Source organism: Embleya sp. NPDC127516 (assembly GCF_044765325.1).
GTDB lineage: Bacteria > Actinomycetota > Actinomycetes > Streptomycetales > Streptomycetaceae > Embleya.
Window position 1 is genome coordinate 45,105 of the sequence record NZ_JBIWJT010000008.1, and the last position, 23,128, is coordinate 68,232.

General features: G+C 72.0%; 19 protein-coding genes. 11 read left to right on the top strand and 8 right to left on the bottom strand.

Translation table 11 applies throughout. The features are described 5' to 3' along the window. The first annotated feature begins 5 nt into the window (after positions 1–5). The 3 genes from ACIRL2_RS17140 to ACIRL2_RS17150 all read left to right on the top strand — a co-directional run bounded on the left by ACIRL2_RS17140 (position 6) and on the right by ACIRL2_RS17150 (position 2,990). Positions 6–1,205 (top strand): homoserine O-acetyltransferase, encoded by a 1,200-nt coding sequence (locus ACIRL2_RS17140; RefSeq protein WP_402232879.1) that lies wholly within the window; start codon positions 6–8, stop codon positions 1,203–1,205. 117 nt (positions 1,206–1,322) lie between these two features. Further along, on the top strand, positions 1,323–1,886 hold the full coding sequence (locus tag ACIRL2_RS17145; protein ID WP_395863988.1) for a rhodanese-like domain-containing protein: 564 nt from the start codon (positions 1,323–1,325) through the stop codon (positions 1,884–1,886). Between the two features lie 291 nt (positions 1,887–2,177). Then, positions 2,178–2,990 (top strand): polysaccharide deacetylase family protein, encoded by an 813-nt coding sequence (locus ACIRL2_RS17150; protein WP_402232881.1) that lies wholly within the window; start codon positions 2,178–2,180, stop codon positions 2,988–2,990. On the opposite strand, the gene ACIRL2_RS17155 is transcribed toward ACIRL2_RS17150, so the two are convergent. Then, on the bottom strand, positions 2,966–3,520 hold the full coding sequence (locus tag ACIRL2_RS17155; RefSeq protein WP_402232883.1) for a pyridoxamine 5'-phosphate oxidase family protein: 555 nt from the start codon (positions 3,518–3,520) through the stop codon (positions 2,966–2,968). The two genes, ACIRL2_RS17150 and ACIRL2_RS17155, sit on opposite strands and share 25 nt — an antisense overlap. Before the next feature lie 129 nt (positions 3,521–3,649). Here ACIRL2_RS17155 and ACIRL2_RS17160 point away from each other — a divergent pair, with 129 nt between their 5' ends. After that, a complete protein-coding gene (locus ACIRL2_RS17160) occupies positions 3,650–4,234 on the top strand; it encodes a TetR/AcrR family transcriptional regulator (RefSeq protein WP_402232886.1) in 585 nt (194 codons plus the stop codon). A gap of 116 nt (positions 4,235–4,350) precedes the next feature. On the opposite strand, the gene ACIRL2_RS17165 is transcribed toward ACIRL2_RS17160, so the two are convergent. Further along, on the bottom strand, positions 4,351–5,268 hold the full coding sequence (locus ACIRL2_RS17165) for an acyl-CoA thioesterase domain-containing protein (protein ID WP_402232888.1): 918 nt from the start codon (positions 5,266–5,268) through the stop codon (positions 4,351–4,353). A 309-nt stretch (positions 5,269–5,577) separates the two neighbouring features. Here ACIRL2_RS17165 and ACIRL2_RS17170 point away from each other — a divergent pair, with 309 nt between their 5' ends. Beyond that, positions 5,578–6,312: a hypothetical protein gene (locus ACIRL2_RS17170; protein WP_402232890.1), complete on the top strand. Its 735-nt coding sequence runs from the start codon at positions 5,578–5,580 to the stop codon at positions 6,310–6,312. Between the two features lie 45 nt (positions 6,313–6,357). Here the strand turns inward: ACIRL2_RS17170 and ACIRL2_RS17175 are convergent, their stop codons facing one another. Beyond that, complete coding sequence (locus ACIRL2_RS17175) at positions 6,358–7,227, bottom strand: alpha/beta fold hydrolase (protein ID WP_402232892.1); 870 nt, start codon at positions 7,225–7,227, stop codon at positions 6,358–6,360. An 8-nt stretch (positions 7,228–7,235) separates the two neighbouring features. Next, positions 7,236–7,868 carry a TIGR03086 family metal-binding protein gene (locus ACIRL2_RS17180; RefSeq protein ID WP_402232895.1) on the bottom strand — a complete coding sequence of 211 codons (633 nt, stop codon included), beginning with the start codon at positions 7,866–7,868 and terminating at the stop codon, positions 7,236–7,238. Between the two features lie 232 nt (positions 7,869–8,100). Here ACIRL2_RS17180 and ACIRL2_RS17185 point away from each other — a divergent pair, with 232 nt between their 5' ends. The 4 genes from ACIRL2_RS17185 to ACIRL2_RS17200 all read left to right on the top strand — a co-directional run bounded on the left by ACIRL2_RS17185 (position 8,101) and on the right by ACIRL2_RS17200 (position 13,017). Next, complete coding sequence (locus ACIRL2_RS17185; RefSeq protein WP_402232897.1) at positions 8,101–8,751, top strand: TetR/AcrR family transcriptional regulator; 651 nt, start codon at positions 8,101–8,103, stop codon at positions 8,749–8,751. 298 nt (positions 8,752–9,049) lie between these two features. After that, positions 9,050–9,631: a TetR/AcrR family transcriptional regulator gene (locus tag ACIRL2_RS17190; RefSeq protein WP_395863970.1), complete on the top strand. Its 582-nt coding sequence runs from the start codon at positions 9,050–9,052 to the stop codon at positions 9,629–9,631. A 196-nt stretch (positions 9,632–9,827) separates the two neighbouring features. Continuing rightward, a complete protein-coding gene (locus ACIRL2_RS17195) occupies positions 9,828–11,039 on the top strand; it encodes a Cmx/CmrA family chloramphenicol efflux MFS transporter (RefSeq protein WP_395863968.1) in 1,212 nt (403 codons plus the stop codon). A 349-nt stretch (positions 11,040–11,388) separates the two neighbouring features. After that, complete coding sequence (locus ACIRL2_RS17200) at positions 11,389–13,017, top strand: APC family permease (RefSeq protein ID WP_402232902.1); 1,629 nt, start codon at positions 11,389–11,391, stop codon at positions 13,015–13,017. 43 nt (positions 13,018–13,060) lie between these two features. On the opposite strand, the gene ACIRL2_RS17205 is transcribed toward ACIRL2_RS17200, so the two are convergent. Then, a complete protein-coding gene (locus ACIRL2_RS17205) occupies positions 13,061–13,438 on the bottom strand; it encodes an RNA-binding S4 domain-containing protein (protein ID WP_402232905.1) in 378 nt (125 codons plus the stop codon). Positions 13,439–13,709: 271 nt separating this feature from the next. Between ACIRL2_RS17205 and ACIRL2_RS17210 the strand changes: the two genes are divergently transcribed. Continuing rightward, entirely contained in the window at positions 13,710–16,400 is a 2,691-nt protein-coding gene (locus ACIRL2_RS17210; RefSeq protein ID WP_402232907.1) for a DUF6493 family protein, read from the top strand. A gap of 135 nt (positions 16,401–16,535) precedes the next feature. On the opposite strand, the gene secA2 is transcribed toward ACIRL2_RS17210, so the two are convergent. After that, positions 16,536–19,184, bottom strand: a complete 2,649-nt coding sequence (gene secA2, locus ACIRL2_RS17215; RefSeq protein WP_402232908.1) for an accessory Sec system translocase SecA2 — start codon at positions 19,182–19,184, stop codon at positions 16,536–16,538. Between secA2 and ACIRL2_RS17220 the strand changes: the two genes are divergently transcribed. Further along, positions 19,183–19,599: an SRPBCC family protein gene (locus ACIRL2_RS17220; protein WP_402232911.1), complete on the top strand. Its 417-nt coding sequence runs from the start codon at positions 19,183–19,185 to the stop codon at positions 19,597–19,599. The two genes, secA2 and ACIRL2_RS17220, sit on opposite strands and share 2 nt — an antisense overlap. Positions 19,600–19,700: 101 nt before the next feature. On the opposite strand, the gene ACIRL2_RS17225 is transcribed toward ACIRL2_RS17220, so the two are convergent. Together ACIRL2_RS17225 and fhuB are read right to left on the bottom strand one after the other, a co-directional pair. Further along, positions 19,701–20,591, bottom strand: a complete 891-nt coding sequence (locus ACIRL2_RS17225) for a SigB/SigF/SigG family RNA polymerase sigma factor (protein WP_395863957.1) — start codon at positions 20,589–20,591, stop codon at positions 19,701–19,703. 203 nt (positions 20,592–20,794) lie between these two features. Continuing rightward, positions 20,795–23,050: a Fe(3+)-hydroxamate ABC transporter permease FhuB gene (fhuB, locus tag ACIRL2_RS17230; RefSeq protein WP_395863956.1), complete on the bottom strand. Its 2,256-nt coding sequence runs from the start codon at positions 23,048–23,050 to the stop codon at positions 20,795–20,797. Positions 23,051–23,128 lie beyond the last annotated feature (78 nt).

Below are 23,128 nucleotides of genomic sequence, written 5' to 3' on the forward strand. Positions count from 1 at the left end.
GCACCATGACGCACGACACGCCCACCGTTCCCGTCCCGGCGGGGCCTCGTTCGCTGATCCTGCCCCGGCCGCTGTGGACCGAGTCCGGGGAACTGCTGCCCGAGGTCCGCGTCGGCTACGAGACGTGGGGTCGACTCGCTCCGGACCGCTCCAACGCGGTCCTGGTCCTGCACGCGCTGACCGGCGACAGCCATGTCGCCGGTCCGGCCGGGCCGGGCTTTCCCACCCCGGGCTGGTGGGACGGCCTGATCGGGCCGGGCCGCACCCTGGACACCGACCGGTACTTCGTGGTCGCCCCGAACGCGCTCGGCGGTTGCCGGGGCACCACCGGTCCCGCCTCGCCCGGTCCCGGCGGTCGGGTGTGGGGAAGTCGCTTCCCCCGGTTGACCGTTCGCGATCAGGTGGCGGCCGAGGTGGCCGCCGCCGACCTGCTCGGGATCCGGCGCTGGGCGGCGGTGGTGGGCGGGTCGATGGGCGGCATGCGGGCCGTCGAGTGGGCGGTGACACATCCGGACCGGGTCGGCGCGCTGTTCCTGATCGCCACCACGGCGGCGGCGAGCGCGGAGCAGATCGCGTGGTGCTCGACCCAGCTCCACGCGATCCGGGCCGATCCGGACTGGGCCGGCGGCGACTATCACGACCGGCCGGCCGAGTCCGGGCCCTGGCGCGGGCTCGGCCTGGCCCGGCGGATCGCACACGTCACCTATCGCAGCGAGGCCGAATTGGCGGTCCGCTTCGGCCGCACCCGGCAGCCGGACGAGGGCCCGCACGGGCGGTTCGCGGTCGAGTCCTATCTCGACCACCACGCCGCCAAGCTGACCGCGCGCTTCGACGCGGGCAGCTACGTGGTCCTGACCGAGGCGATGAACAGTCACGACGTGGGCCGGGGTCGGGGCGGCGTGGCCGCGGCCCTGGCACGGGTCACCGCGCCGACCGTGGTCGCGGCCGTGGACAGCGACCGGCTCTATCCGCCGAGCCAGCAGCGGACCCTGGCCGAGGGCATACCGGGCGCGGGTCCGCTGCGGGTGGTCGAGTCGCCGCACGGCCACGACGGCTTCCTGATCGAACTCGACCAGGTGGCACCCCTGCTCGCCGAATTGTTGGAGCGGACCGGCGACGCGAATCCCGCCGAGGACGTGGATCGCGTCACAAACCCGGCCCCGCCTCGGAACACGGTGCTCGGTCCCACCGTTAGGCGAAGGTAGTGACAACCGGTAGGTAGCCCTCCACATCGCCCGCCCGGTGCCCGGCCCTGGGGATCCACCGCACCTGGTGCGCCCCTCGCGGACCGGCGCCGGGCCCCGTCGAAAGGCCCATTCACCATGACCGCCCTGGCTCCCGCGCAGGTCCGCGCCCGGCTGACCGAGTTCACCGTGCTGGACGTGCGCACCCCCGGCGAGTACGCGACCGGCCACATCCCCGGCGCGCACAACGTCCCGCTCGACCGGCTGCGCGAGGCGGTGCCGGTGCTCCAGCGGGCCGGGCACCCCGAGCTGCTGATCGTCTGCGCGTCCGGGGCTCGCTCCGAGCGGGCCCGCGCCGAGCTGACCGCCGCCGGGATCGAGGCCGCGCACCTGACCGGCGGCACCTCGGCCTGGGTCTCCGAGGGCCACGCCCTGGACGGCCCGAGCGGCGCGCGCAACGTGTGGCCGATGGAACGCCAGGTCCGCCTGGCCGCCGGCGCGCTGGTCGTGCTGGGCCTGGCGGCCGGTCGCCGTACGCCCAAGGCCCGCCTGCTGGCCGGCGCGATCGGCTCCGGCCTGGTTTTCTCCGCCGTCACCAACACGTGCGGCATGGCCGCGGTCCTGGGCAAGCTCCCGCACAACCGCCCCGCGCCCGAGACCCCGGACCTGGCCACGACGCTGACGGCCCTCGACCGGGTCTGAGCGAAGCGAGGATCGAGCAAAGCCGCGCCTGCGCGCAGGCGGGCTTCGCCGATGCCGGCCTACTGAGGTGCCGGCCAAGGCGAGCGCCCGCGCGGTCGCTCGGTGCGGGCGGTCGGCTCGGCGCGCTCGCGTGATTCGCGTTGCGTCGGCGGGTTCACAGGGTTCGTGTCTGCGATGGGTCGACAACGATCAAAGTCGGCGCAAAGTGGGCTCCGGGGCGGAACCCGTCCGTTGGGTGTGGGCGTGTTCGCAAGTGTGTTCCCGCTTCCGAACAGCCCTTGGAGTCAACCGGTGTCGAGCCCTTCCGCCCGTCGTGCCCTGCGCAGCCTGACCGTTCTCGCCGTGGCCGGCGCACTCGCGGTGGGTACCGCCGCGTGTTCGTCGGACTCGGGGGACGAAACGGCGAAACCCGGTGGCCGCGAGGGTGCCGCGGAGGCCGGGCAGACCCCGTCCGACGCGCCGACGGCGGCCGATCCGAACACGTCGGTGCCGCCGCCACTGGTGCCGGACGCGCTGGTGCGCAAGTCGGCGAACGGTGGGCGTACCGTCGCGTTGACCTTCGACGACGGGCCGAGTCCACAATGGACGCCGCAGGTGCTCGCGTTGTTGAAGGAGTATCGGGCCAAGGCGACGTTCTGCATGCTCGGCCCGAACGCGAAGGCCAATCCCAAGCTGGTCAAGCAGGTCGTCGCGGACGGCAACCGGCTGTGCGACCACTCGGTCACCCACGACGAGGGCATCGCCAAGCGCCCGCTGTCCCGGATCAAGTACGAGATCACCACCGCGCACGACCAGATAGTCGCGGCGGGCGGTCCGGGCACCAGGGTGGACTGGTTCCGCGCGCCCGGCGGCGACTGGTCCCCGCAGGTGCGCGCGATGGCCGCCGGTTATGGCATGCGCTCGCTGGACTGGTCCGACGACACCCGCGACTGGCAGCGGCCGGGCGCGGACAAGATCCTGGCCACCGCCGAGAGGGAACTGGGACCCGGTGGGATCATCCTGATGCACGACGCCGGCGGCGACCGCGCGCAAACCCTGGCCGCGCTCGAGCAGTTGCTGCCCTGGCTGGTGCAACAGGGCTACACGTTCGACTTCCCGGCCTGACCCTCGGCCCGCGGCACGGGCGAGAGCACCGAGATCGCCGGGACCAGGCCGTACGGATCCGGATGCACACCGGCGGAGAAGTCGAGCAGTTCCACCCGGTGCGGTACCAGGCGGACGAGCGCGAAATCGTCCCCGGTGGGCCCGGCCGGAAAGAACGGCCGCAGGGTCTCATCCCACAGTTTGACCAACTCCGGCCCGTCGCAAAGGAGTTCCGCGCGGGCGTAGAGCGTCGCATAGGCCACTGTCGCGCGATCTTCGACCGAGTAGGACACCTCCGGTCGGGCGATCAGGTCGAGCGCCTTGCGGGAGCGCGGGCTCGTACTGATCCAGATCGTCGCGTCGTCCTCGACCGCGAGATGTTGCACCAGGCGCACGCGCGGCGCACCGGCGTCGTCGGTGGTGGCCAGGAAGCCCAGCGGGTACGAGCGCAGGATGCGCAGCGCCGCGTCGCGCAGGTTCGGATCGGGCTGGGTCGAATCGGGCTGGGTCGGGTCGGGCTGGGTCGGGGTGTCGACCGGGGAGGTCGGCATGATCCACCGCCAATCATTCGCCGTATCGGTGGCCGTCTCGGTCGCGTTCCGATGGCCGTATTGGTTGAACCATACTAGAATACGGATTCCAGAAAACTTCAAGGTACGAACAGGTCAGGACGGGTGCTCGTGGGCCGCAAACCGAGATTCGGCGACGACGACTTCCTCGATGCCGTGCTGCGGGTCACCGCGCGTACCGGCGCCGGCGCCGTGACCGTCGCGGCGGTGGCCGCCGAGGCGGGCGCGCCGGTCGGATCGGTCTATCACCGCTTCGCGTCGCGCGACCTGCTGCTCGCCCGGCTGTGGTTGCGTACGGTGCAACGCTTCCAGCAACCGTTCCTGGCCGCACTGGCCGACCCCGATCCGGCCCGGGGCGCCACCCGCGCGATCCGGGCGGTGTTCGCGTGGGTGCGCGAAAGCCCGGACGAGGCGGCGGTGCTCCTGCTGCATCGCCGCGAAGACCTGATCGCGCGGTGGCCCGAGGAACTGGGTCCGGAAGCGACCATGCTCAACGACGCCGTGGCGAACGCCCTGCGGGCCTACACCCGGGCACGTTTCGGCCGGGTCTCCCCGGCCGCCCTGGAGCGGGTCACCTTCGCGCTGGTGGACATCCCGTACGCGGCGGTGCGTCGGCACCTGGCGGCAGGCCGCACGCCGCCGGCGTCGATCGAGGCCGCCACCCTGCTCGCAGCGCGCGCGGCGATGGGTGAGTGATCGCGCCGCGCCCGAACGGTCACTCGAGGGGCACCCGGGTCGGCCGCGACACGGCTCGCGTCCGCGGTGACCGGCGCCCGTGCCGGATGCCCGCGACCTGCGCCCGCGCTCGGCGTTCAGCCCTTGGGCGGATAGACCCGACACTGGCTGGTCGCCGTCGCGCGTACCGTGCCGCCTGGGTCGGCCAGTGTCGCGGACGTGTTCGCCACCAGCCCGTCCAACTCCGCCCGCGCCCGGAACAGCGTCGGCCCGCCCGCGCCCGCCTCCGCGTGCCACGTCACGTCCAGGTCCAGCGAGGTCATCACCGTCCCCCGCGCGGCCCCGCGATACGCCGCGTCCATCAGGTGCGCGTCGAACAACATCACATCGACCAGACGCTCCGCGATCGCGGCCGAGACCGTGTCCTCGCCCTTGCCCTCGCCCTCGTCCCGGTCACCACCACCGCCGTCGCGCGGCGCGGGCCATTGCGGGACCGCCCACAGCGCGATCGAGTCGCCGTCGTCGCCGCGGAAGTCCCCGTCGAACTCCTCCGCCGACAACGGGTAGTCCACCGCCCGCTCGTCGAACCCGCCCAGGAACGGCACGATCTTCGCCAGCCACGGCAGCCGAGGGCAGTCCTCCGGCCCGGGCACCCCCGCCACCGCGCGCCGACCGGCGCCCTCGGCAGGAAGCAGCCCGGGAGCGGCGAACCAGGTCAACGCCGCGACCACCGGTTCCCCGCCTTGACGCACCATCACCTGCACCGAGGTCGCGGTCCGTCCACGTACCAACGGCAGGACCTCCAGCTCCAGTTCGCCCGCGACCGCAGTTTTCGTGAACACCGCCCGCAGGCTGCGCAGTTGCTTGCCCGGGGCGTACCGCGTCGCGCCCAGCGCGGCGATCGCGGCCGTGTACCCGCCGAACCCGCGACCGTCGATACAGAAGAATTCCGGCAGCTCGGCCACCGGCCCGACGCCGCCGCGCCCGCCGTCCCGGACTCGCAACTCCCCCAGTGGCGTGTCCACCGCGCAATCCCCGACCTCGCCAATGTCCATCGTCGGATGTTGACACGCGACCCCGCGCCATGCCAGAGCCGCCCCCACCCGGCAGCCACCCGCCGCAGTGCCCGTTCACCGAAGCGGTGCATCGATGAAAGCATCAGCGCGCGGTCGTCGTCCCCGCGCGGCCCAGCATCGCCGCCCACACCGACGTACCGGCACCGGAACCGGCACCCGTCTCGGCCGGGCCCGAACGATCCGGGCGGCCCGACCGGGCCGGGCGAGTTCGCCGGTCACCTTGCGGCCGACACGCCTGATGGCCCGCCGGTCCGCAAGGAGCGCATGATGATGGATGAATCTGGTGAAATGCGTCGATTCATGTTATTCGCCGGAATTCTTCACCTGCGCCTCCTGATCGGGCTCTCCGTGCTCTGCTCCGTCGTGCTCGGCGGATCGGCGGCGGCGCCTCGGGCCGAAGCCGCGGTGCCGACGGTCTCCGAGGGCGTCTCGGGAGCCGTGTCCGAGGTCGCGTCCGAGCCGGGTGGGGACATCACCCGCTCCGAGGTACTGGAGCGCGCCGAGGACTGGTACGACCGCGATGTCCAGTACGACCAAGCCGCCGAGGCCCCGGACCCGGAAGGTGCCCACGACTACCGCACGGACTGTTCCGGGATGGTCGCGATGGCGTGGCACCTCCCGAACACCGACGTCAACACCGATTCGCTCGACCGGCGTTCGGTCACCGTCCGGGTCGATCCGAACGACCTGCTCCCCGGTGACGCCCTCGACGACACCCACGACGGCCACGTGGTGATCTTCACCGGATGGGTGAGCCGCAGCGCGCGTACGTTCACCTACATCCAGTTGGCCAACGCGCACACCGACATGGCCAAGGGCACCGGCAGCTTCGACGGTCCGCTGCTCGCGGGCCTGCCGACGGCGAACTACTTCGGGCTCCGGTACAACCGGATCGTCGACGACCCGACGTCGGGTGTCGTACCGCCGGTGCGCGTCCTGGATCGGTATCCGTGGAAGGCGCCGTGGAATTCGACTCGGCGCGTCGACCCGACCTCGGGCCGGCGAGCGGGATCCGGCGGGTGACGCGGCGGTCGGCGCCCGCCCACCCGCCGGCGCCGACCGCCTTCGCTACGCCGCGCACTCCTCGGCGGGCTCCCGCCGGGGCGCCGCGTCGAGGAAGCGCAGTACCTCGGCGACCACGGTCGGATCGCCGAGCACTCGGCTGTGGCCCAGGCCCCGGGTGACGAACAACCGAGCCTGGTCGGGGTAGGCCGCCGCCAGCCGATGCCCCTGGTCGGCCAGGGCCATGTGGTCGTCCTCGTCGTGCACGACCAGGATCGGGACCCGTACCGACTCGGGACCGTACGACGCGGAGAAGCGCTGCCAGATGTCCGATTCCGGAGCCAACAGCCGGGCGTCCGCCCGCGCCCGCAGTTCGGCCTTGACCCGTGCGGCGAGGCCCAGTTCGGAGCTGAACCGGTCCAGCAGGTACTCCATGTCGCACACCGCGCCGACGGCCACCACGCGCTCGGCTCGCACCCCCGAGCGCAGGGCCTGGAACGCGCCCAGCACGCCGAGGGAATGGGCGAGCACGGCACGGAAGTCGCCGTACCGATCCTGGAGTCGCCGAGCGATCTCGGCGTATTCGAGGACATTGGTGCAGGTTCCGCCCGAATCCCCGTGCCCGGGCGCGTCGAAGGTGATCGGGGTCAATTCGCGGGCCCGCAACTCCTCGACGAACGCCGCGAATCGCGAACCGCGCGACTGCCAGCCGTGCAGCATCAATACCGGCTCGGCGCCGTCTCCCCACCGGTAGGTGACCACCCGCTTGCCGCCGACGTCCAGCGTCTCGGTGGTCGCGAACATGTGCGCCGAGCGCTCGGCGGGTCGCACCCGACCACGCATGACCGGGCGATGGAAGAAGCGGTACGCGAGCGCGCCGGCCGCCTGCGGGGACACCGCGCCCGTGGCCCGGAGCGCGACTCGCACGGATGTCATGACGGCGCTCATCCGGCCCGCCGATCCGGCGTCCGACCGAGCAGCGCTACGAGACGCTCACCCGGCGTCGCGTCCGCCGGGGCCTCGACCGCGCCGCCGAACGCGCCGCCGGGCTTGCCCAGCTTCCAGCGCTCGGCGAAGTCCAGTGCGATCAGGGCGAGTTCGGGATCGATGGTGTCGGGCGCGCCGATCGTGCGGGCGACGTCCCAGGCGTGCACGAGATTGTCGACGAAGTGCATGGCGATCGCGACCGAGCCAGGGAACGACCCGAACTCCCGGATCAGCAAACTGCGTTCCGACACCTCGTCACCGGCCAGCGCCGCCACGACGTCGACCGCCGTGGTGGCGAAGTCGACCCATGGGTCCCCCCCGAGCGCGTCGTCACGCCAGGCGTCCGGTTCGGTACTGCCGCCGGCCGCGGCGATGAAGCCTCGATTCTCCGCGACCATGTGGCCGATCAGATCGCGGAGATCCCACCCGGCACACGGCGTGGGCAGGTCCATCTGCCCGCTCCGGACCGGTCGGAGCGTGTCCAGCGCGAACACGATCGCGCGGCGATGCAACGCCCGCACGTCGAGAGCGTCGATCTCGGACCCGACAACGGCGAGCGTGCCGCCGCCGGGTGCCTTGGTATCCGTCATGAATGTGCCCCTTGAGTCGCTCGATGGGTCGATGGGTCGATGGCACGTGTGGCCGGTCGCGGGAACGGCCGGGAACGGCCGGCGAGCCGGTCGCTCCGCAGCAGTCTGGCAAAACTGCACGACCGGTCGTACTATTTATCGAACACCAAGAGACTGTCAAGACGGACCGGGAGATAATCGACGCCGATCGGCCGACCGGCCGACGTGCCGGCCGGCGGAGCTAGGAGTGGTCGTGAGCGCGTCTCCGACGGATGGGCGGGTCCGCAAGGGCGACCGGACCCGACAGGCGATCGTCCGGCGTGCCGCCGACATCGCGTCCGTGGAGGGACTCGAAGGTCTCTCCATCGGTCGGCTCGCGGGCGACCTGGAGATCAGCAAGAGCGGGGTGTTCGCGCACTTCGGATCGAAGGAGGAACTCCAGCTCGCGGCGATCGGCGCGGCCACCGACATCTACATCGAGCACGTCGTGACACCCGCACGGACCGAGCCGGCCGGCCTGCTCCGGCTCTGGCGGCTGACCGAGGGCTGGATCGCCTACTCCCGCGACCGGGTCTTCCCCGGCGGCTGCTTCTTCTTCAACACCTCGGCCGAGTTCGACGCACGACCGGGCCGGGTCCGCGATGCGCTCGCGCGATCGTGGCGAGGATGGCGCGAACTCCTGATCACCGAGGCCGAAGCCGCGAAGACCACCGGCGAGGCCCCAGCCGACCTCGACACGGCCCAACTCGTCTTCGAACTGATCGCGTTCCTGGAAACCGCAAACGGCATCAGCATGCTCCACGACGACAAAAGCGCCTACGCCCGCGCCACAACCGCCATCCGCACCCGCCTCCTCGCCACCGCCACCACCCCAACCACCCTCGCCCCCCACCTCCACCCATAGGCCGCCACCACCACACGCCGGGGTACACGCGAAACGCGGGACGCGACGACGGATTGGGGCGCGGCGCACGATGGGCACGACGCGCGGGGCCGGGGGAAGGCGCCACACGCGCGGTGCGGCGGGGCGGAAGCGGGGCGGTTGGCGAGGCACGGTCCGGCGCGACGCGGTGCGGTGCGACGCGGTGCGGTGCGACGCGGTGCGGTGCGACGCGGTGCGGTGCGGTGCGACGCATGAGCACGAGGCGCGCACGGGACGGGAGTATTGGACTGGTGGTTACAGAATCTGTTAGCGTTCTTGCATGGCTCGACCACGGCAGTTCGATGAGGAACAGGCGGTGCAGGCGGCGCTCGAGGCGTTTTGGGCGACCGGCTACGAGGCGACGTCGACGCAGGATCTCTGTGACGCGACCGGGTTGGGCCGCAGCAGCATCTACAACACGTTCAGCAGCAAGCACGATCTGTTCCTGCGGGCGCTGCGTCGCTACATCGAGCACATGACGACCATTCAGGTCGCGAACCTGGAGAGCGATCGGCCCGTCCACGACAAGATCCGCGAACTGTTGGCCGCGATCGTGATCGACGAGGACGAGGAGACCGGCGACCGCCGGGGCTGCCTGGTCGTGAACACCGCGATCGAACTCGCGGGCCGCGACCCGGAGGTGGCCTCGCTGCTCAAGCGCGACTACGAGCGCCGGCATGCCGCGATCAAGGCGGCCATCGACGTCGGCCGGCTCGACGGCGACGTGGATCCGGCCAAGGACACCGACGCCCTCGCGCACACCGTGATCGGTACGGTCTCGGCCATCCGCCTGGCCTCACGCAGCGGCGTGAACCGCGCCGGCCTGGATGCGATCGCGAACACGACACTCGGCCTGCTGTAGGACATCGCCACCACACAAAGGACACGACCGGCCCGACGACTCGACGGCCGACGCCGCGCACCCTCGCTCCCGCACGCCCGCGCCATCGCCATCGCTGCGGATCAAGCGGGATCACGCATGCCCAGATTTTGAACCGTTCATTACAAAACGAGATCCGCCACCCTCCCCCCGCACACCCACCGACTCGGGAGTCCCCATGCCCCTAGCCGTCTACATCCTCGGCCTAGGCATATTCGCGCAAGGCACCTCGGAGTTCATGCTCTCCGGGCTGCTCGAAACGATGGCCGACGACCTCGGCGTGTCCATCCCCGACGCCGGCCTGCTGATCTCGGCCTTCGCCGTCGGCATGGTCGTCGGCGCGCCGTTGCTCGCGGTCGCCACGCTGCAATGGCCGCGCCGTACCGCGCTGATCGCGTTCCAGGTCGTCTTCATCCTCGGCCACGTGGTCGGCGCGCTCGCGCCCGGCTACTGGCTCGTGCTGGCCACCCGCTTCGTGAGCGCCGTCGCGTACGCCGGCTTCTGGGCCGTCGCCGCCGTCACCGCACTCGGCCTGGTCGCGTCGAACGCGAAGGCCAAGGCGATGGCCGTGGTCGCGGGCGGCCTGTCGCTGGCCACCGTCGTCGGCCTTCCGCTCGGCACCATGATCGGCAACTGGGCCGGCTGGCGCGCGGCGTTCTGGGCGGTCGCCGCCCTCACCGCGCTGAGCACCGTGGCGGTGTATGTGGTCCTGCCGCCCGGGCGCCCCACCCACGAGGCGCCGCGCTCGGTACGTACCGAACTGCGCTCGATGCGCCGGCCACAGCTATGGGTCGCCTACGCGACCACCGCGTTCAGCTTCGGCGCCGTCGTCGCCGTCTTCAGCTACCTGGGCACGATGCTGACCAACACCACCGGCATCGGCGAGGCGTGGGTGCCGCTCGTGCTGTCCTGGTACGGCGTGGGCGCGGTGGTCGGCATCACCATGGGCGGCCGAGTGGCCGACGAGCACCCGTTCGGCACGCTGTACGCGAGCATCGGCACCATCGTGGCCGTGTCGATCCTGCTCGCGCTCACCGCCGAGAACGTCCCGATCACCCTCGCCCTGGTCTTCCTCCTCGGACTCGCCGGCTTCGCGGCCAACCCGGCTGTCAACGCCCGGGTGTTCGCCATCGCGGCCGACGCACCCACGCTGGCCGGCGCGGCCAACACGGCGTCGTTCAACGTCGGGATCACCATCGGCCCGCTCCTGGGCGGTCGGGTGATCGCGGCGGGCTTCGACTACGCCGCCGTCGCCTGGGTCGGCGCGGGTCTGGGCCTGGCCGGACTGGCCGCCGCCCGGATCGACTCGCGCATGCGTACCCGAGCCGGCGCGACCGAGCCCGAGACGCCGACCGTCACGACACCGGAGCCGGCCGGGCTCACGGCGTAGCGGCACGCGGACTCGGACGCGGTGGGCGAACGCGACGTACACCACCCAAGGCGCGAGCGCGACATGGGAACAAGCACGACACCCAACCGCGACACCCAACGCACACCACGACGAACACCCGACAACCCGCTACCCGCCCGCCTCGAATCCGCGCCACGACGTGACCGTCCCGTCGCATCCCGCGACGGGCCGGTCCGATGCGCCTGACGTGGCATCAGATCCCTTGATTTCCCTGGGCTTCGGGGCTGCCGGTCGGGTTGTCGGCGGGTCTAATCTGATGGCCTGCTTCCGATGGTCCGTTTTCGGTCAAACGGGTGGATAGCACCCGTCTAGGACAGGACGGTTCGCCATGGTCACCAGCGACCCCGCAAGACCAGCCTCGTCCGAACCGCCGCTGCGTCGCGCAGCCGGCGAGAAGGGCCTCAAGACCGGCGCGCTGAGCCTCGCCTCCAGTGTCGTGATCGGACTCGCCTCCACCGCACCGGCCTACAGCATCGCCGCGACGCTCGGCATCATCGTGGCAGGCGTCGGTCTCCAGTCGCCGATCGTCATGGTCCTGGCCTTCATCCCGATGTTCCTGATCGCCTACGGCTACAAGGAACTCAACGAGGACACCCCCGACTGCGGCACCACGTTCACGTGGGGATCGCGTACGTTCGGCCCGATGACCGGCTGGATGGGCGGCTGGGCGATCATCGTCGCGGACGTCATCGTGATGGCCAACCTCGCGCAGATCGCGGGCGAGTACGGCTTCCGACTGATCGGCGCCCACGGCCTGGCCGAGGACACTTTCTGGACGACGTTCGCCGGTGTCGTGTGGATCGTCCTGATGACCTGGATCTGCTACGTCGGCATCGAGTTGTCCGCGAACCTCCAGAAGGTGTTGCTGACCATCGAGGTCGTGGTCCTGATCGCGCTCGGCCTGACCGCGCTGTGGAAGGTCTACCTCGGCAACGCGCCGGACGGCTCGGTGCACATCGGTTGGTCGTGGTTCAACCCGTTCGAGATCGACTCGATCGACGCGCTGACCAAGGGCGTGTTGGCCGCGGTGTTCATCTATTGGGGTTGGGACACGGCCGTCGCGATCAACGAGGAGACCGCCGACACCAAGCACACGCCCGGTCGGGCCGCGGTCATCTCGACCGTGCTGCTGCTCCTGATCTACGTACTGATCAGCACTTCGGCGCTGTCCTTCGCGGGCGCCGGCGACACCGGCGGCGGCCTGGCCAATCCGGACAACTCCGGGGACGTGCTGTCCGGGCTCGGATCGAGCGTGTTCGGCACCGAGGGGTTCGGCTGGTTCATGGCCAAGCTGCTCGTGTTCATGGTGCTGACCTCCTCGGCCGCGTCCACCCAGACCACGATCCTGCCGACCGCGCGCACCGCGCTGTCGATGGCCGCGCACCGGGCCATCCCGGAGAAGTTCGCCCGCGTGCACAGCAGGAACCTGGTGCCGACCTGGTCCACGGTCGGGATGGGTATCGCGTCGGTGGCCTTCTACGTGGCGATCACCCGGGTCAGTACCAACGTGCTGACCGACTCGATCGGCTCGATCGGGCTGGCCATCGCGTTCTACTACGGCATCACGGGGTTCGCGTGCGTGTGGTTCTACCGACGTGTACTCACCCGTAGCCGGCGCGATCTGATCACCAAGGGCATCATGCCGGGCCTGGGCGGCGCGTTGTTGGCGTACTTCTTCGTCGACGCGTGCCTCGTGTACGCCGACAAGGACTACGGCACGACCTACTGGACCCTGCCGTTCCCGCCGCACTGGCAACTGGGCGGGGTGTTCCTGACCGGGATCGGCGCGTTGCTCCTGGGTGCCGTGTTGATGCTCGGGTACCGGTTCGCGCATCCGCCGTTCTTCCGCGGCGAGACACTGCCGCGCGCGGTGGCCGAGCCGGGGCCGCCGCCCGCGCCGGTCGCGCCCGCGGGGTCGAGCGGATCCACCGGACCGAGCGGTCCGGCGGAGCGCTGACCCGGGTCGGTGGGCCCGCTCGGGGAGTCGGGCCCACCACCCGTCAATGCTCGCGGAACTGTTCCAACACCCGCCGGTCCCGCTTCGTCGGGCGGCCCGCGCCACGATCGCGTCGGGCGACCACGACCACCTCTTCGCGGGGCGGCGGCGGGGGGCTGTTGTCGATCAGACACTCGGCGGCCACGGGCGGCCCGACTCGCTTGCGGACGATGCGCTTGACCACCACGATCCGCTCGTGGCCGTCCTGCCGCACCCGCACCTCGTCGCCGATCCTGATCGACTGGGCGGGCTTCACCTTGTCGCCGTTGACCCGCACGTGCCCGGCCTTGCAGGCCGCGGCGGCGAGCGAGCGGGTCTTGGTCAGGCGCACGGACCAGATCCAACTGTCGACCCGTACGGTCCCCTCGTCTGTTGTTGCCATGACCCGACTCTAGAACGAGAACCTCCGTCGTGGCCCGCAGCGCCCTCGTTCCGGGCCGCCGCCCGCTTGGACCCGCCCGCCGCACCGCCCGTCCTCGTTCCGTCCCACCCGCGTTTCGAGCCGCCCGCCGCACCGCCCGTCCGCCCCCGGTCGCGCGATGTCGGCCGGCGCCGGCACCGTATGCGGCGACGTCGCGCGACGACGCGTCGTCGGGAGCGGTCGGATCCGTCGAGAAGATCGGCATGGGAGGCGCGAGAGCGGTGGGGATCGAATGACCGAGTGGGCGACGCTGCACAAGCTGATCGAGGCCGAGGACCCGCGCGCGGTCGGCGCGGCCCTGCACGGCCTCGATGCCGCCGGGCGCAAGGCGCTGGTCGCGCCGCTCGTCGCCTATGAACGTGCCGAACGGCGCGGCGGCGCCCGGGCCTGGCGCCGCCGACCCGCGTTGGCCGTGGCGGGCGCGGCGGTACTGCCCGGAGCCGTCCCCCTGGCCGCGTGGCTGGGCCGGAACCCGCTGCGCATGTGGTCGGACGACGTCACCGACGAGGTCGGCGTGGAGCTGGTGATGGCCGCGCTGTCGGATCGGGCGCCGAATTGGCTGACGGTACTGATGACCCACCTGGCCGAGCGGCTGCCCGTGCGACAGGAAGAGCGGCAGCGCTACCTCCTGGTCGAGGCGCTGGCGGCGGCGACCGGGACGCCTCCGCCGCTGAGCGACGGCTACCTGCTGGCCTGGCTCCGCGAGCCGTGGAACAGCACCCTCCTGTCGCCTCCCGGCCCGTCGCTCCCCGCCTCGTCGACCCTTGCCTCGCTGGGGAGTTCCCGGCTGCCCGTCGACCGCGACCGGAGCGCGGCGCTGCTGCTGCGGTTGTTCGAGGTCGACGGGGTGGGCGCGCTCTTCGACCGGTGGCCGACCTGGCCTGCCTCGTTCCCGGACCTGATAGCGCAGGGCCGGGTCGGCCGGGCGGACGTGATCGCCGCGTGTGTCGCCCGACTCGGTCGGCCCGGCCGGCCCACCGAACTTGCGGGCCATCTCCGGGTGTTCGACGCACTGGCCGCCACCCCCGAGGAGATCACCGCACACGCCCGGGAGTTGGTGGGCCTGCTGACGATGGCGCCCGGCTCGGTGGCGAACGTCGCGCTGGCCGCGCTGATCCGGGCCGATGGCGCCGGGGTGCTGCCGGCCGACCTTGCCCTGGACGCCGTGGGCGCCGCGTGCACCCGGACCGAGAAGAAGATCGTCCGCACCGCGTTGGGGTGGCTGGACACGGTGACCGGGTGCGACCCGGCGGCGCGCGCCGGCGCCGCGCTGTCGGTGCTCGCCGTCACGTTCGCACAGCAGCCGGCGGATCTCCAGCACCGGGCCGTCTCCTCGGCGCTGCGCTGGATCGATCACGCGAACCGTCGGGATCGGGACGAACTGCTCGCCGCTGCCGCCGGATTGCCTCCGGACCAGCGGGACAGGCTGGGCGCCGGGCGCGGTCGGGCCGCGCCGGAGCCGCTGCCACTGCCCGAGTTCGTTCCCGAGGAGATGCCCCCGCCGATCGTGGACCCGATGGAATTGGCGGTCGAGATCGCGGCGCTGTGGCGGCAGTCCCGCGGCGGACCCGACCCGGTCGCGATCGAGCGGGTACTCGCCGCCCTGGTCGCCTTCTCCGCCGCCGATCGAGCGGGATTGCGAACCGCGCTGGAACCGGTCCGCGCGCAATTCCCGTACCTGTCGGGCGAGCTTCCCGAGGTATCCGCCGACGACCCCTACCAACCGCCGCCGTACGCCGACCCGTTGACGCACATGGTCGTCGCGGCCATGGCACCCGCCCGGGGCGGGCCCGCCGACCCCTATCCCGGCGTCGACCCGACACCCGGCGAGCAGCACTGGCGCGCCTTGCTGCACCGACCGAAGTCGACCCCGCTGCACGAGGTGTACGCCCGCCGGCTGCGCGCGATCGCGGTCGGCGTGGCCTATGCGCCCCGGCCGATCCTGCTCTCCGCGCCCACCGCGGTGAACGGCCTGATCGACCCGGGCGCGCTCGTCGATCGGCTGAGCCGCGCGGCGGCCGAGGGATGGCGACCCTGGCCATTCGACCTGGAGCACGCGCTGCGCCGGCTGCCGATCGATCCGGAGCCCGAACTCGCCTCGCGGGCAGCGGCGTTGGGCACACCCGAGGGCGACCGGGCGGCGCTGCGGCTGGCCGCCGGACACGTGCCCTCGGCCGGGCCGGCGGAGGCCGTGCGGCGCTCCACCGACCGTGGTCGGTACGGGTACCGGAACGCCGAGCCGGTGACCGCGACCCTCGCCACGGTGCCGACCGGGACCCGACTCGGGCTCGGCACACCCGAGCAGTGGCTCCTGGACGGCTACGACTATGAGTCCGTCGCGCGTTGGTCGTCCTGCCTGCCGTCCTTCCTGCCCGTCGATCGGGACCTGATCGCCGCGCACCTGGTACCGCAGTTCGCCCACCGCACCCGGTCCGGACGCGGCGACGGGCACCTGCTCCCGATGCTCGCCGGCGCGGACGGCCCGGTCGGCGTCGGGCTCGCCCTGGCCCTGGCCCACGGCCTCAACGCCCGCGACCGCACCGACCGTACGCACGCCACGGACGCACTGACCATCCTCGCCGCGCGCGGCCTCCCGGACGGCGCCCACCTCGGCGAGCTGCTGGGCCGGATGACCGCCGACGGCGAACTCACCCTGACCCGCGTCGTCCCGGCCCTGCGCGACCTCGCCGACGCGGGCGCCGCCGAAACCGTATGGGACCTCCTCCGCGCCGCCCTCCCGCACACCCTGGCCGCCACACCACCACCCACCCGCCACGCCGACCTCCTCGAACTGGCCGTCCACGTGGCCGCCACCACCGGCGCCCGAGACCCCATCCCCGGCCTCCCCGAAGCCGCCGCCCCCGGCCCCTCCCGAACCCGAACCGAAGCCCGCCGCCTCCTCACCACCCTGACCGGCCCCTGAGCCCGACGGCCCCGCGCCGGTCCCCTCGCCGGCTCCGGTCGGCGGGCCGGCCCGCCGGAAGGCCGCGGCCGGGCACCACGAGCCTCGGTCGCGCGGCCACGGCCGATCCTCGATCTCGGCCGGGCCCTCGCCCGCTCAGTCCTCCCCGGCGCCGGCGCGCACGCGTTTGGCGATGGTGGTTAGGAAGGGGTCCTCCATCGACGCGAAGGGTTGGTCGTGGATCATGTAGGTCCAGGTGGAGCTGGGGCGTTGGATGTCGGAGCGTTCGGTGTCCAGGCCGGATTCGGTGATGTGGGCGGTGGCCAGGCGGTCGGCCGCGGCGGTTCGGGCGCGGGAGATCAGCGGGACGAAGGCGCGTTGCGTTTCGGCGTGGAACGCGTCGATCGGGTTCTGTCGGCCGAGCGCGCGCAGGTGGATGCCCTCGCGGAGATCGGCGGTGCGGGCCAGGTGCTCGCTCCAGGCCTCGTCCAGTTCGTACAGGAAGAGTTGTCGGGCGGCCTCGGCCAGGACCGATTCGCCCACCGCGTCCAGGAGTTCGGCCCAGCGCTCGGGGCGCAGGTCGGCCAGGACGCGCGCCGCCTCGTCGCCGTGCAGGACGCGGTGGCGCAGTTCGAGCACCTCCTCGCGCTGGAGCCGGAGTTGCCGGTTGTAGCGCCACGTGGTGCGGTGGCCTTCGAGGAGCGCGCCCTCGGCCACCCGCTGGGCCTGCTCGACCCAGCGGCGCACCGAGGCGTCCCGGATGCGGCCGTCGGCCTCCACCCGGGTGGGCCGGGGCGGCGGGTCGAAGGCGTGTCGGGTGATGGATTCGTCGTCCAGGCTGGTCAGGAAGACCGACGTGCCCGGGTCGCCCTGTCGGCCGGCCCGGCCGCGCAACTGGTCGTCCAGTCGGCGGGTGGGGTACCGGCCGACGCCGACGACGAGCAACCCGCCCAGTTCGGCGACCCGTTCATGGTCCGCGCCGTCGATCCCGCCGAGCCGGATGTCCGTGCCTCGCCCGGCCATCTGGGTGGACACGGTGATCGCCCCGATCCCTCCCGCGTCCGCGATGATCGCCGCCTCGCGGCTGTCGTCCCGGGCGTTGAGCACCGCGCAGCGCAGCCCCGACTCCCGCAGCGCGGCGCCGATCTGCTCGGACTTGGCCACGTCCCGGGTGCCGACCAGGATCGGCCGACCGGTGGCGTGGGTGCGCTCGATCAGGTCGATCAGCGCGGCGTCGCGCGACTGTTCGCCGTCGTACAGCCGGTCCGGCTCGTCGATCCGCACGCACGGCAGGTTCGTGGGCAGGTCGCCGGTCTCCAGGCGGTAGAACTCGCGGAGTTGCTCGGCCACGATCACCGCGGTGCCGGTCATCCCGGCCACCGTGGGATAGCCGCCGATCAGGTCCTGCACGATCATCTGGTCCAGCACCTCGCCGCGCGGACCGGCCACCAGGCCCTCCTTGGCCTCCACCGCCGCGTGCAGGCCGTCGGGCCAGCGTTGCCGCTGCGCCACCCGCCCGCGGTTGGCGTCCACCAGGCTGATCCGGCCCTCGCGGACCAGGTAGTCGACGTCGCGACGCAGCAGCACGCTCGCGTACAGCGCGACGTTGACCTGGGACAGGCGCGTGTCCATGCCGAGCGCGAACAGGTTGTCCACCCCGAGCGCGCGTTCCACCGCGCTCACGCCCGCGTCGGTGAGGTGCACGGTCATGCCGTCCGTCTCGGCCTCGTAGTGCCGTCCCTCGACCAGGTCCGCGACCACCCGGGCGGCCTCGGCCTCGTCCGGGCCCGAGGCGACGCCGCCGGCCAGGACGAGCGGGATCCGGGCCTCGTCGATCAGCACCGCGTCGGCCTCGTCGACGATCGCCACGTCGGGTTCGGGCAGCACCAACTCCGTGGCGTCGGTGCGCAATCGGTCGCGCAACGTGTCGAAGCCGACCTCACCGACCGCGACGTGCACGACGTCTTGGGCGTAGGCCGTCCGCCGCTGCGCGTGGGTGGCGTCCTGGGTCACATGGGCGACGCGTACGCCCAGGAGTTCGTAGATTGGCCGCATCCATTCCGCGTCGCGGCGGGCCAGGTAGTCGTTGACGGAGAGCACGTGCACCCGCCGGCCCTGCATCGCGAACCCGGCCGCGGCCAACGCGCCCACCAGGGTCTTGCCCTCGCCGGTGGCCATCTCCACCACCGTGCCGCGAAGCAGGCTCAACACACCCAGGAGCTGTACGTCGAAGGCTCGTTCCCCCAACGTGCGATACCCGGCCTCGCGGCCCAGCGCGCACAGCTCGACCAGCGCGTCGTCGTCCCATGCGCCCGCCGCGGCCCGCGTCCGCAGCGCGTCCGCCGCCGCCCGCAACCGCGCGTCGGAGAGTTCGCGCAGCGCCGACTCGCGCTCTGCCGCGCGCCGCACCAGCGGGCGCAGGCTCGTCGGGGCCACCGTTCCGGGTCTGCCCAGGAGGCGACGTACGGACCGGGTGAGAGCACCGGACGATCCCACTGGGCCTCCACTTCCGTGGGCGCGTGCGCACCCGTGTCGTCTTGGGTACGCCGGCCGCCGTGCGATGGGCGTCCACGCCCCGCACCGCGCCCCGCACCGCGTCCCACGTACCGCGTCCCGCACGCCGACACCATCGCGTCGGCCCACGCCCGGCCCGACGGCTCGGCCCGGTGCAGCCGACCGAACAACGAAGCGAGCCATGCGCCTGTTCCCCCTCGGCGGATCAGGGGCCGACTGGGCTTCGATCGCTGCAAAGATAATCTTTGCGTAGATTAAATGGGCGTACGGGAGACGGAGCGAGTACGTCATGTGGATTCAGGAACACACGGTCGACACCGGGATCGGCGCCGACGCGATCTGGAGGGTCCTGGCCGACGTCGACAGCTGGGCGCGCTGGGACACCTCGATGGAAGCGGTCTCCTTGGAGGGCCCGTTCGAGGTCGGCGGTCATGTGTCGATGACCCCGACCGGACAACAGCCCATCCGCCCGCTGATCGTGGCGATCGAGGAGAACGCGCGCTACGCGGACGAGACCGAGACCGACGGCCTGCGGCTCCGGTTCGGCCATACCCTGACCCGGCTGCCGACCGGCGGCACCCGAGTCGTGCATCGACGGGAGATCACCGATCCGGACGCCGACCGGGTGGGCCCGGAACCGGGCGCGGCCATCACCGCGGACTTCCCGAAGGCGATGGCCGCGCTGCTGAACCACGCGCGGGCCTGAACTCCCGGGCGCGCGCGCCGGTCCGACCCCGCGCCGGCGAGGTCGCCGCGCGGGTACCCGCCGCTGCGGATACCGGACCCGGGCGCCCGCGCGCCCGTCGCTCAGTCGGCCAGGATGTCCGCCCGCAGTCGGGTCAGGATGCGATTGAGCAATCGGGACACGTGCATCTGCGAGATCCCGAGGCGTTCGCCGATCTGGGCCTGGGTCAGCTCCTCACCGAACCGCATCGACACGATGGCCCGGTCGCGTTCCGGCAGCGCGGCCAGCAACGGCTTGAGCACGTGCAGGTTCTCCGCGATCTCGAAGCCGGGGTCGACGAACGAGGACCGGGTGGCGTAACTCTCCGTCGGACCGTCGTCGCCGGCCGGCGCGTCCAGCGACGCGGCCGAGTAGCCGGCGGCGGCGGTCAGCCCCTCGGTGACCTCCTCGACGCTGAGGCCGAGTCGCTCGGCCAACTCGCCGGGCGTCGGCTCCCGGTCGAACTCGCACGTGAACGCGTCCCGGGCGCGGGCCAGTTCAAGCCGCAGCTCCTGAAGTCGGCGCGGCACGTGCACGGCCCAGCTGGTGTCCCGGAAGAAGCGCTTGATCTCACCCGAGATGGTGGGGATCGCGAAGGTCGGGAACTCGGTCCCGAACGACGCGTCGAAGCGGTCGATCGCCTTGATCAGCCCGATCGTGCCGACCTGGACCATCTCTTCGGTCGTCTCGTGCCGTGAGCGATAGCGGGCGGCCACGAACCGGACCAGGGGGATGTTGAGCTCGATCAGGGTGTTACGCACGTACTGGTACTCGTGCGTGCCCTCCTCCAACACCCGCAGTCGATCGAAGAGCACCTTGGACATCGCGCGCGCGTCGCTCGCGGTGACCTCCGCCATGTCTTCGACGGCCGGCAGCTCGACAGTCGGCACCTCGACTGTCTCCTCCGCACCGGGAAACGGGAAGCGAGTGGCCTCCACGGCGGCTATGGACGCGGTGTCGGTGCCCGGGTTCATGGTCGACCTCCCCCTCTGTGTCGTGCTTGTCTGTGGCGTACTTGTCTGTGACATACCGGTTTGTGACGTACTGATCCGTAGCCTACTCGTCCGTGTACTGCCCGTCCGCGCCCCACATGGTGCGTGATGAGCGGTGCCCGGCCATAATTGCCCCGCCACTTTGGACGTACACGTGTTCGGCCCGGAAATATCTCAGAACACGTCTACGCGCGGGTCGCGCCGGATCGGCCCAGCAGGACCCAGAGCAGGAACGGTCCCCCGAGCACCGTACTGACCACGCCGACCGGAATCTCCGCGCCGTCCAATAGGACTCGGCCGAGCATGTCGGCCAGCACGATCAGGATGGCGCCGACCAGCATCGATCCGAGGATCGGCACCCGCAGCGGCCCGGCCAGTCGGCCGGCGATCACCGGCGCGGCCAGCGCGATGAAGCCCACCGGTCCGCAGATCCCGACCGCCAGTCCGGCCAGGCACACCGCCGCGATCAGGCAGATCATCCGGATCCGGGCCGGGTCCACACCCAGCGAGGCGGCGGTGGAGTCGTCGAAACGCAGCACGTCCAGCTTGCGGCCGAGCACGAGCGCGAGCGGGACCAGCACGGCCAGGCCGATCAGTACCGGCCCGGCCACGTCGTAGCCGCGCCCGTTCAGGCTGCCCGAACTCCACACGTACAGCGCACTGGCCGAGTTGAGCGAGCGTCGGGACAGCACCACCTGGGTGATCGCCGAGGCCAGCGCGGACAACGCGAGGCCCACCACCAGGACCCGATACCCGCGTTGGCCCAGGCCGCCGGCGACCGCGGTGACCACCACGACGGCGACCATCGCGCCGATCGGTCCGGCCCACCACGCGCCGAAGGTGCCGCTCGCACTGAACGTGACGGAGATCAGCACGGCCGCGGTCGCGCCGTCGTTGACACCGAGCAACTCCGGGGTGGCCAGCCGGTTTCGGGCCAGGGTCTGGGTCAGACAGCCCGCGACGCCCAGCGCCGCGCCCGCCGCGACCCCGGCGATGATCCGGCCGAGCCGGAACTCCCGGACGAGCAGCACGTCGAAGTGGTCGCCGCGGCCGAAGACCGCGTTGAAGGTGCGAACCAGGCCCAGTTCGCGCTGTCCGGAGTAGACGGACAGTACGACCGCGCCGACCAGGGCGACGGCGAGCACGGTCGTGGTCAGCACGGCCCGGCCGGGCAGCAGCAGCGACAGGCCGCCCCGGCGCAGCACCAGGTGTTCGGGCACCGCGCGCAGCCTGCGCGGCAGTCGGGCGAGCAGCGGCCGGAGCGGCGAGCGACGGGTGTTGCGGGTCACCGGCTCGGCGGTGGCCGGGTCGGTCAGGCCCAGCGCGCCCAGCCGCCGCGAGCGGACCACGCCGATCAGCAGGGGTGCGCCGATCAGCGCGACGATCATCGAGACCGGGGCCTCGAACGGCCGGGACACCACGCGGGCCACCACGTCGGCGGCGGTCAGGACGCTCGCGCCGATCAGCGCCGCGAAGCACAGTTGCGCCGGGATCCGGGGGCCGACCATGGTGCGGGCGAGGAAGCCCGCGAGCAGGCCGAGGAAGGAGATCGGGCCGACCAGGGCCACCGAGGAAGCCGTGAGCAGGGTCACCGCCAACGCGACCAGGACCCGGGTCCACGCGGGGTGGTGCCCCAGGCTGCGGGCCAGGTCGTCGCCCAGGACCAGGGCGGACAACGATCGGGAGGTCAGCAGCGCGATGGCGAACCCGACCGCGAGCACCGGGGACAGAGTGCCGAGCGACTCGAAGCCCTGGATGCCGGCCAGCGAGCCGAGCACCCAGAAGCGGAACGTGTCGTACGTCTCGGCCGAGTTGACGATCAGCACGTTGGTGATGCCGCCGAAGGTCGCGCTCAGCGCCGCGCCGGCGAGCACCAGGCGCATCGGCGAACCGCCGCCGCGCTGACCGGAGATCAGCAGCACGAGCAGTCCGGCCACGGCCGAGCCGGCGAACGCCCAGAGCAGGTAGCCGTATCCGGTCTGCACGCCGACCAGGGTGATGCCGAGTACGACGCCGAGCGAGGCGCCGGCGTTGACGCCGAGCAGGCCGGTCTCGGCGAGCGGGTTGCGGGTGACCGTCTGGAGCAGGCAGCCGGCCGTACCCAGCGCGGCGCCCGCGAGCAGCGCGGTCAGCGTGCGCGGAAGCCGCAGATCGCGGATGACCAGGGTCAGATGGCTGTCCGAGCGCGCACCGCCCCGGTCGAAGAGGTAGTCGAACGCGCCGCGCGCGCCGACCTCGCCGGCCCCCACCGAGAGCGAGAGCCCGGCCAACACCAGCACGCCGGCCACCAGCACGATCGCCGAGAGCAGCACCGTGCGCCGGCCGTGCGGGTTCCTCGACGGGGCGTCGGGGCGATCGTCCGAGGCGGGCTCGGGCGTCGCGTCGGCGGGGTCGCTCGGGAAACCCGCCGACTTTCCCGGAATCGGCTGATGCACAGTCATAAGGTGAGGCTAACCTAAGAACACAAGGCCCTTCGAGGGGCTCCCGAGCACCCCCGGGCACCCTCCCGGACCCCATCG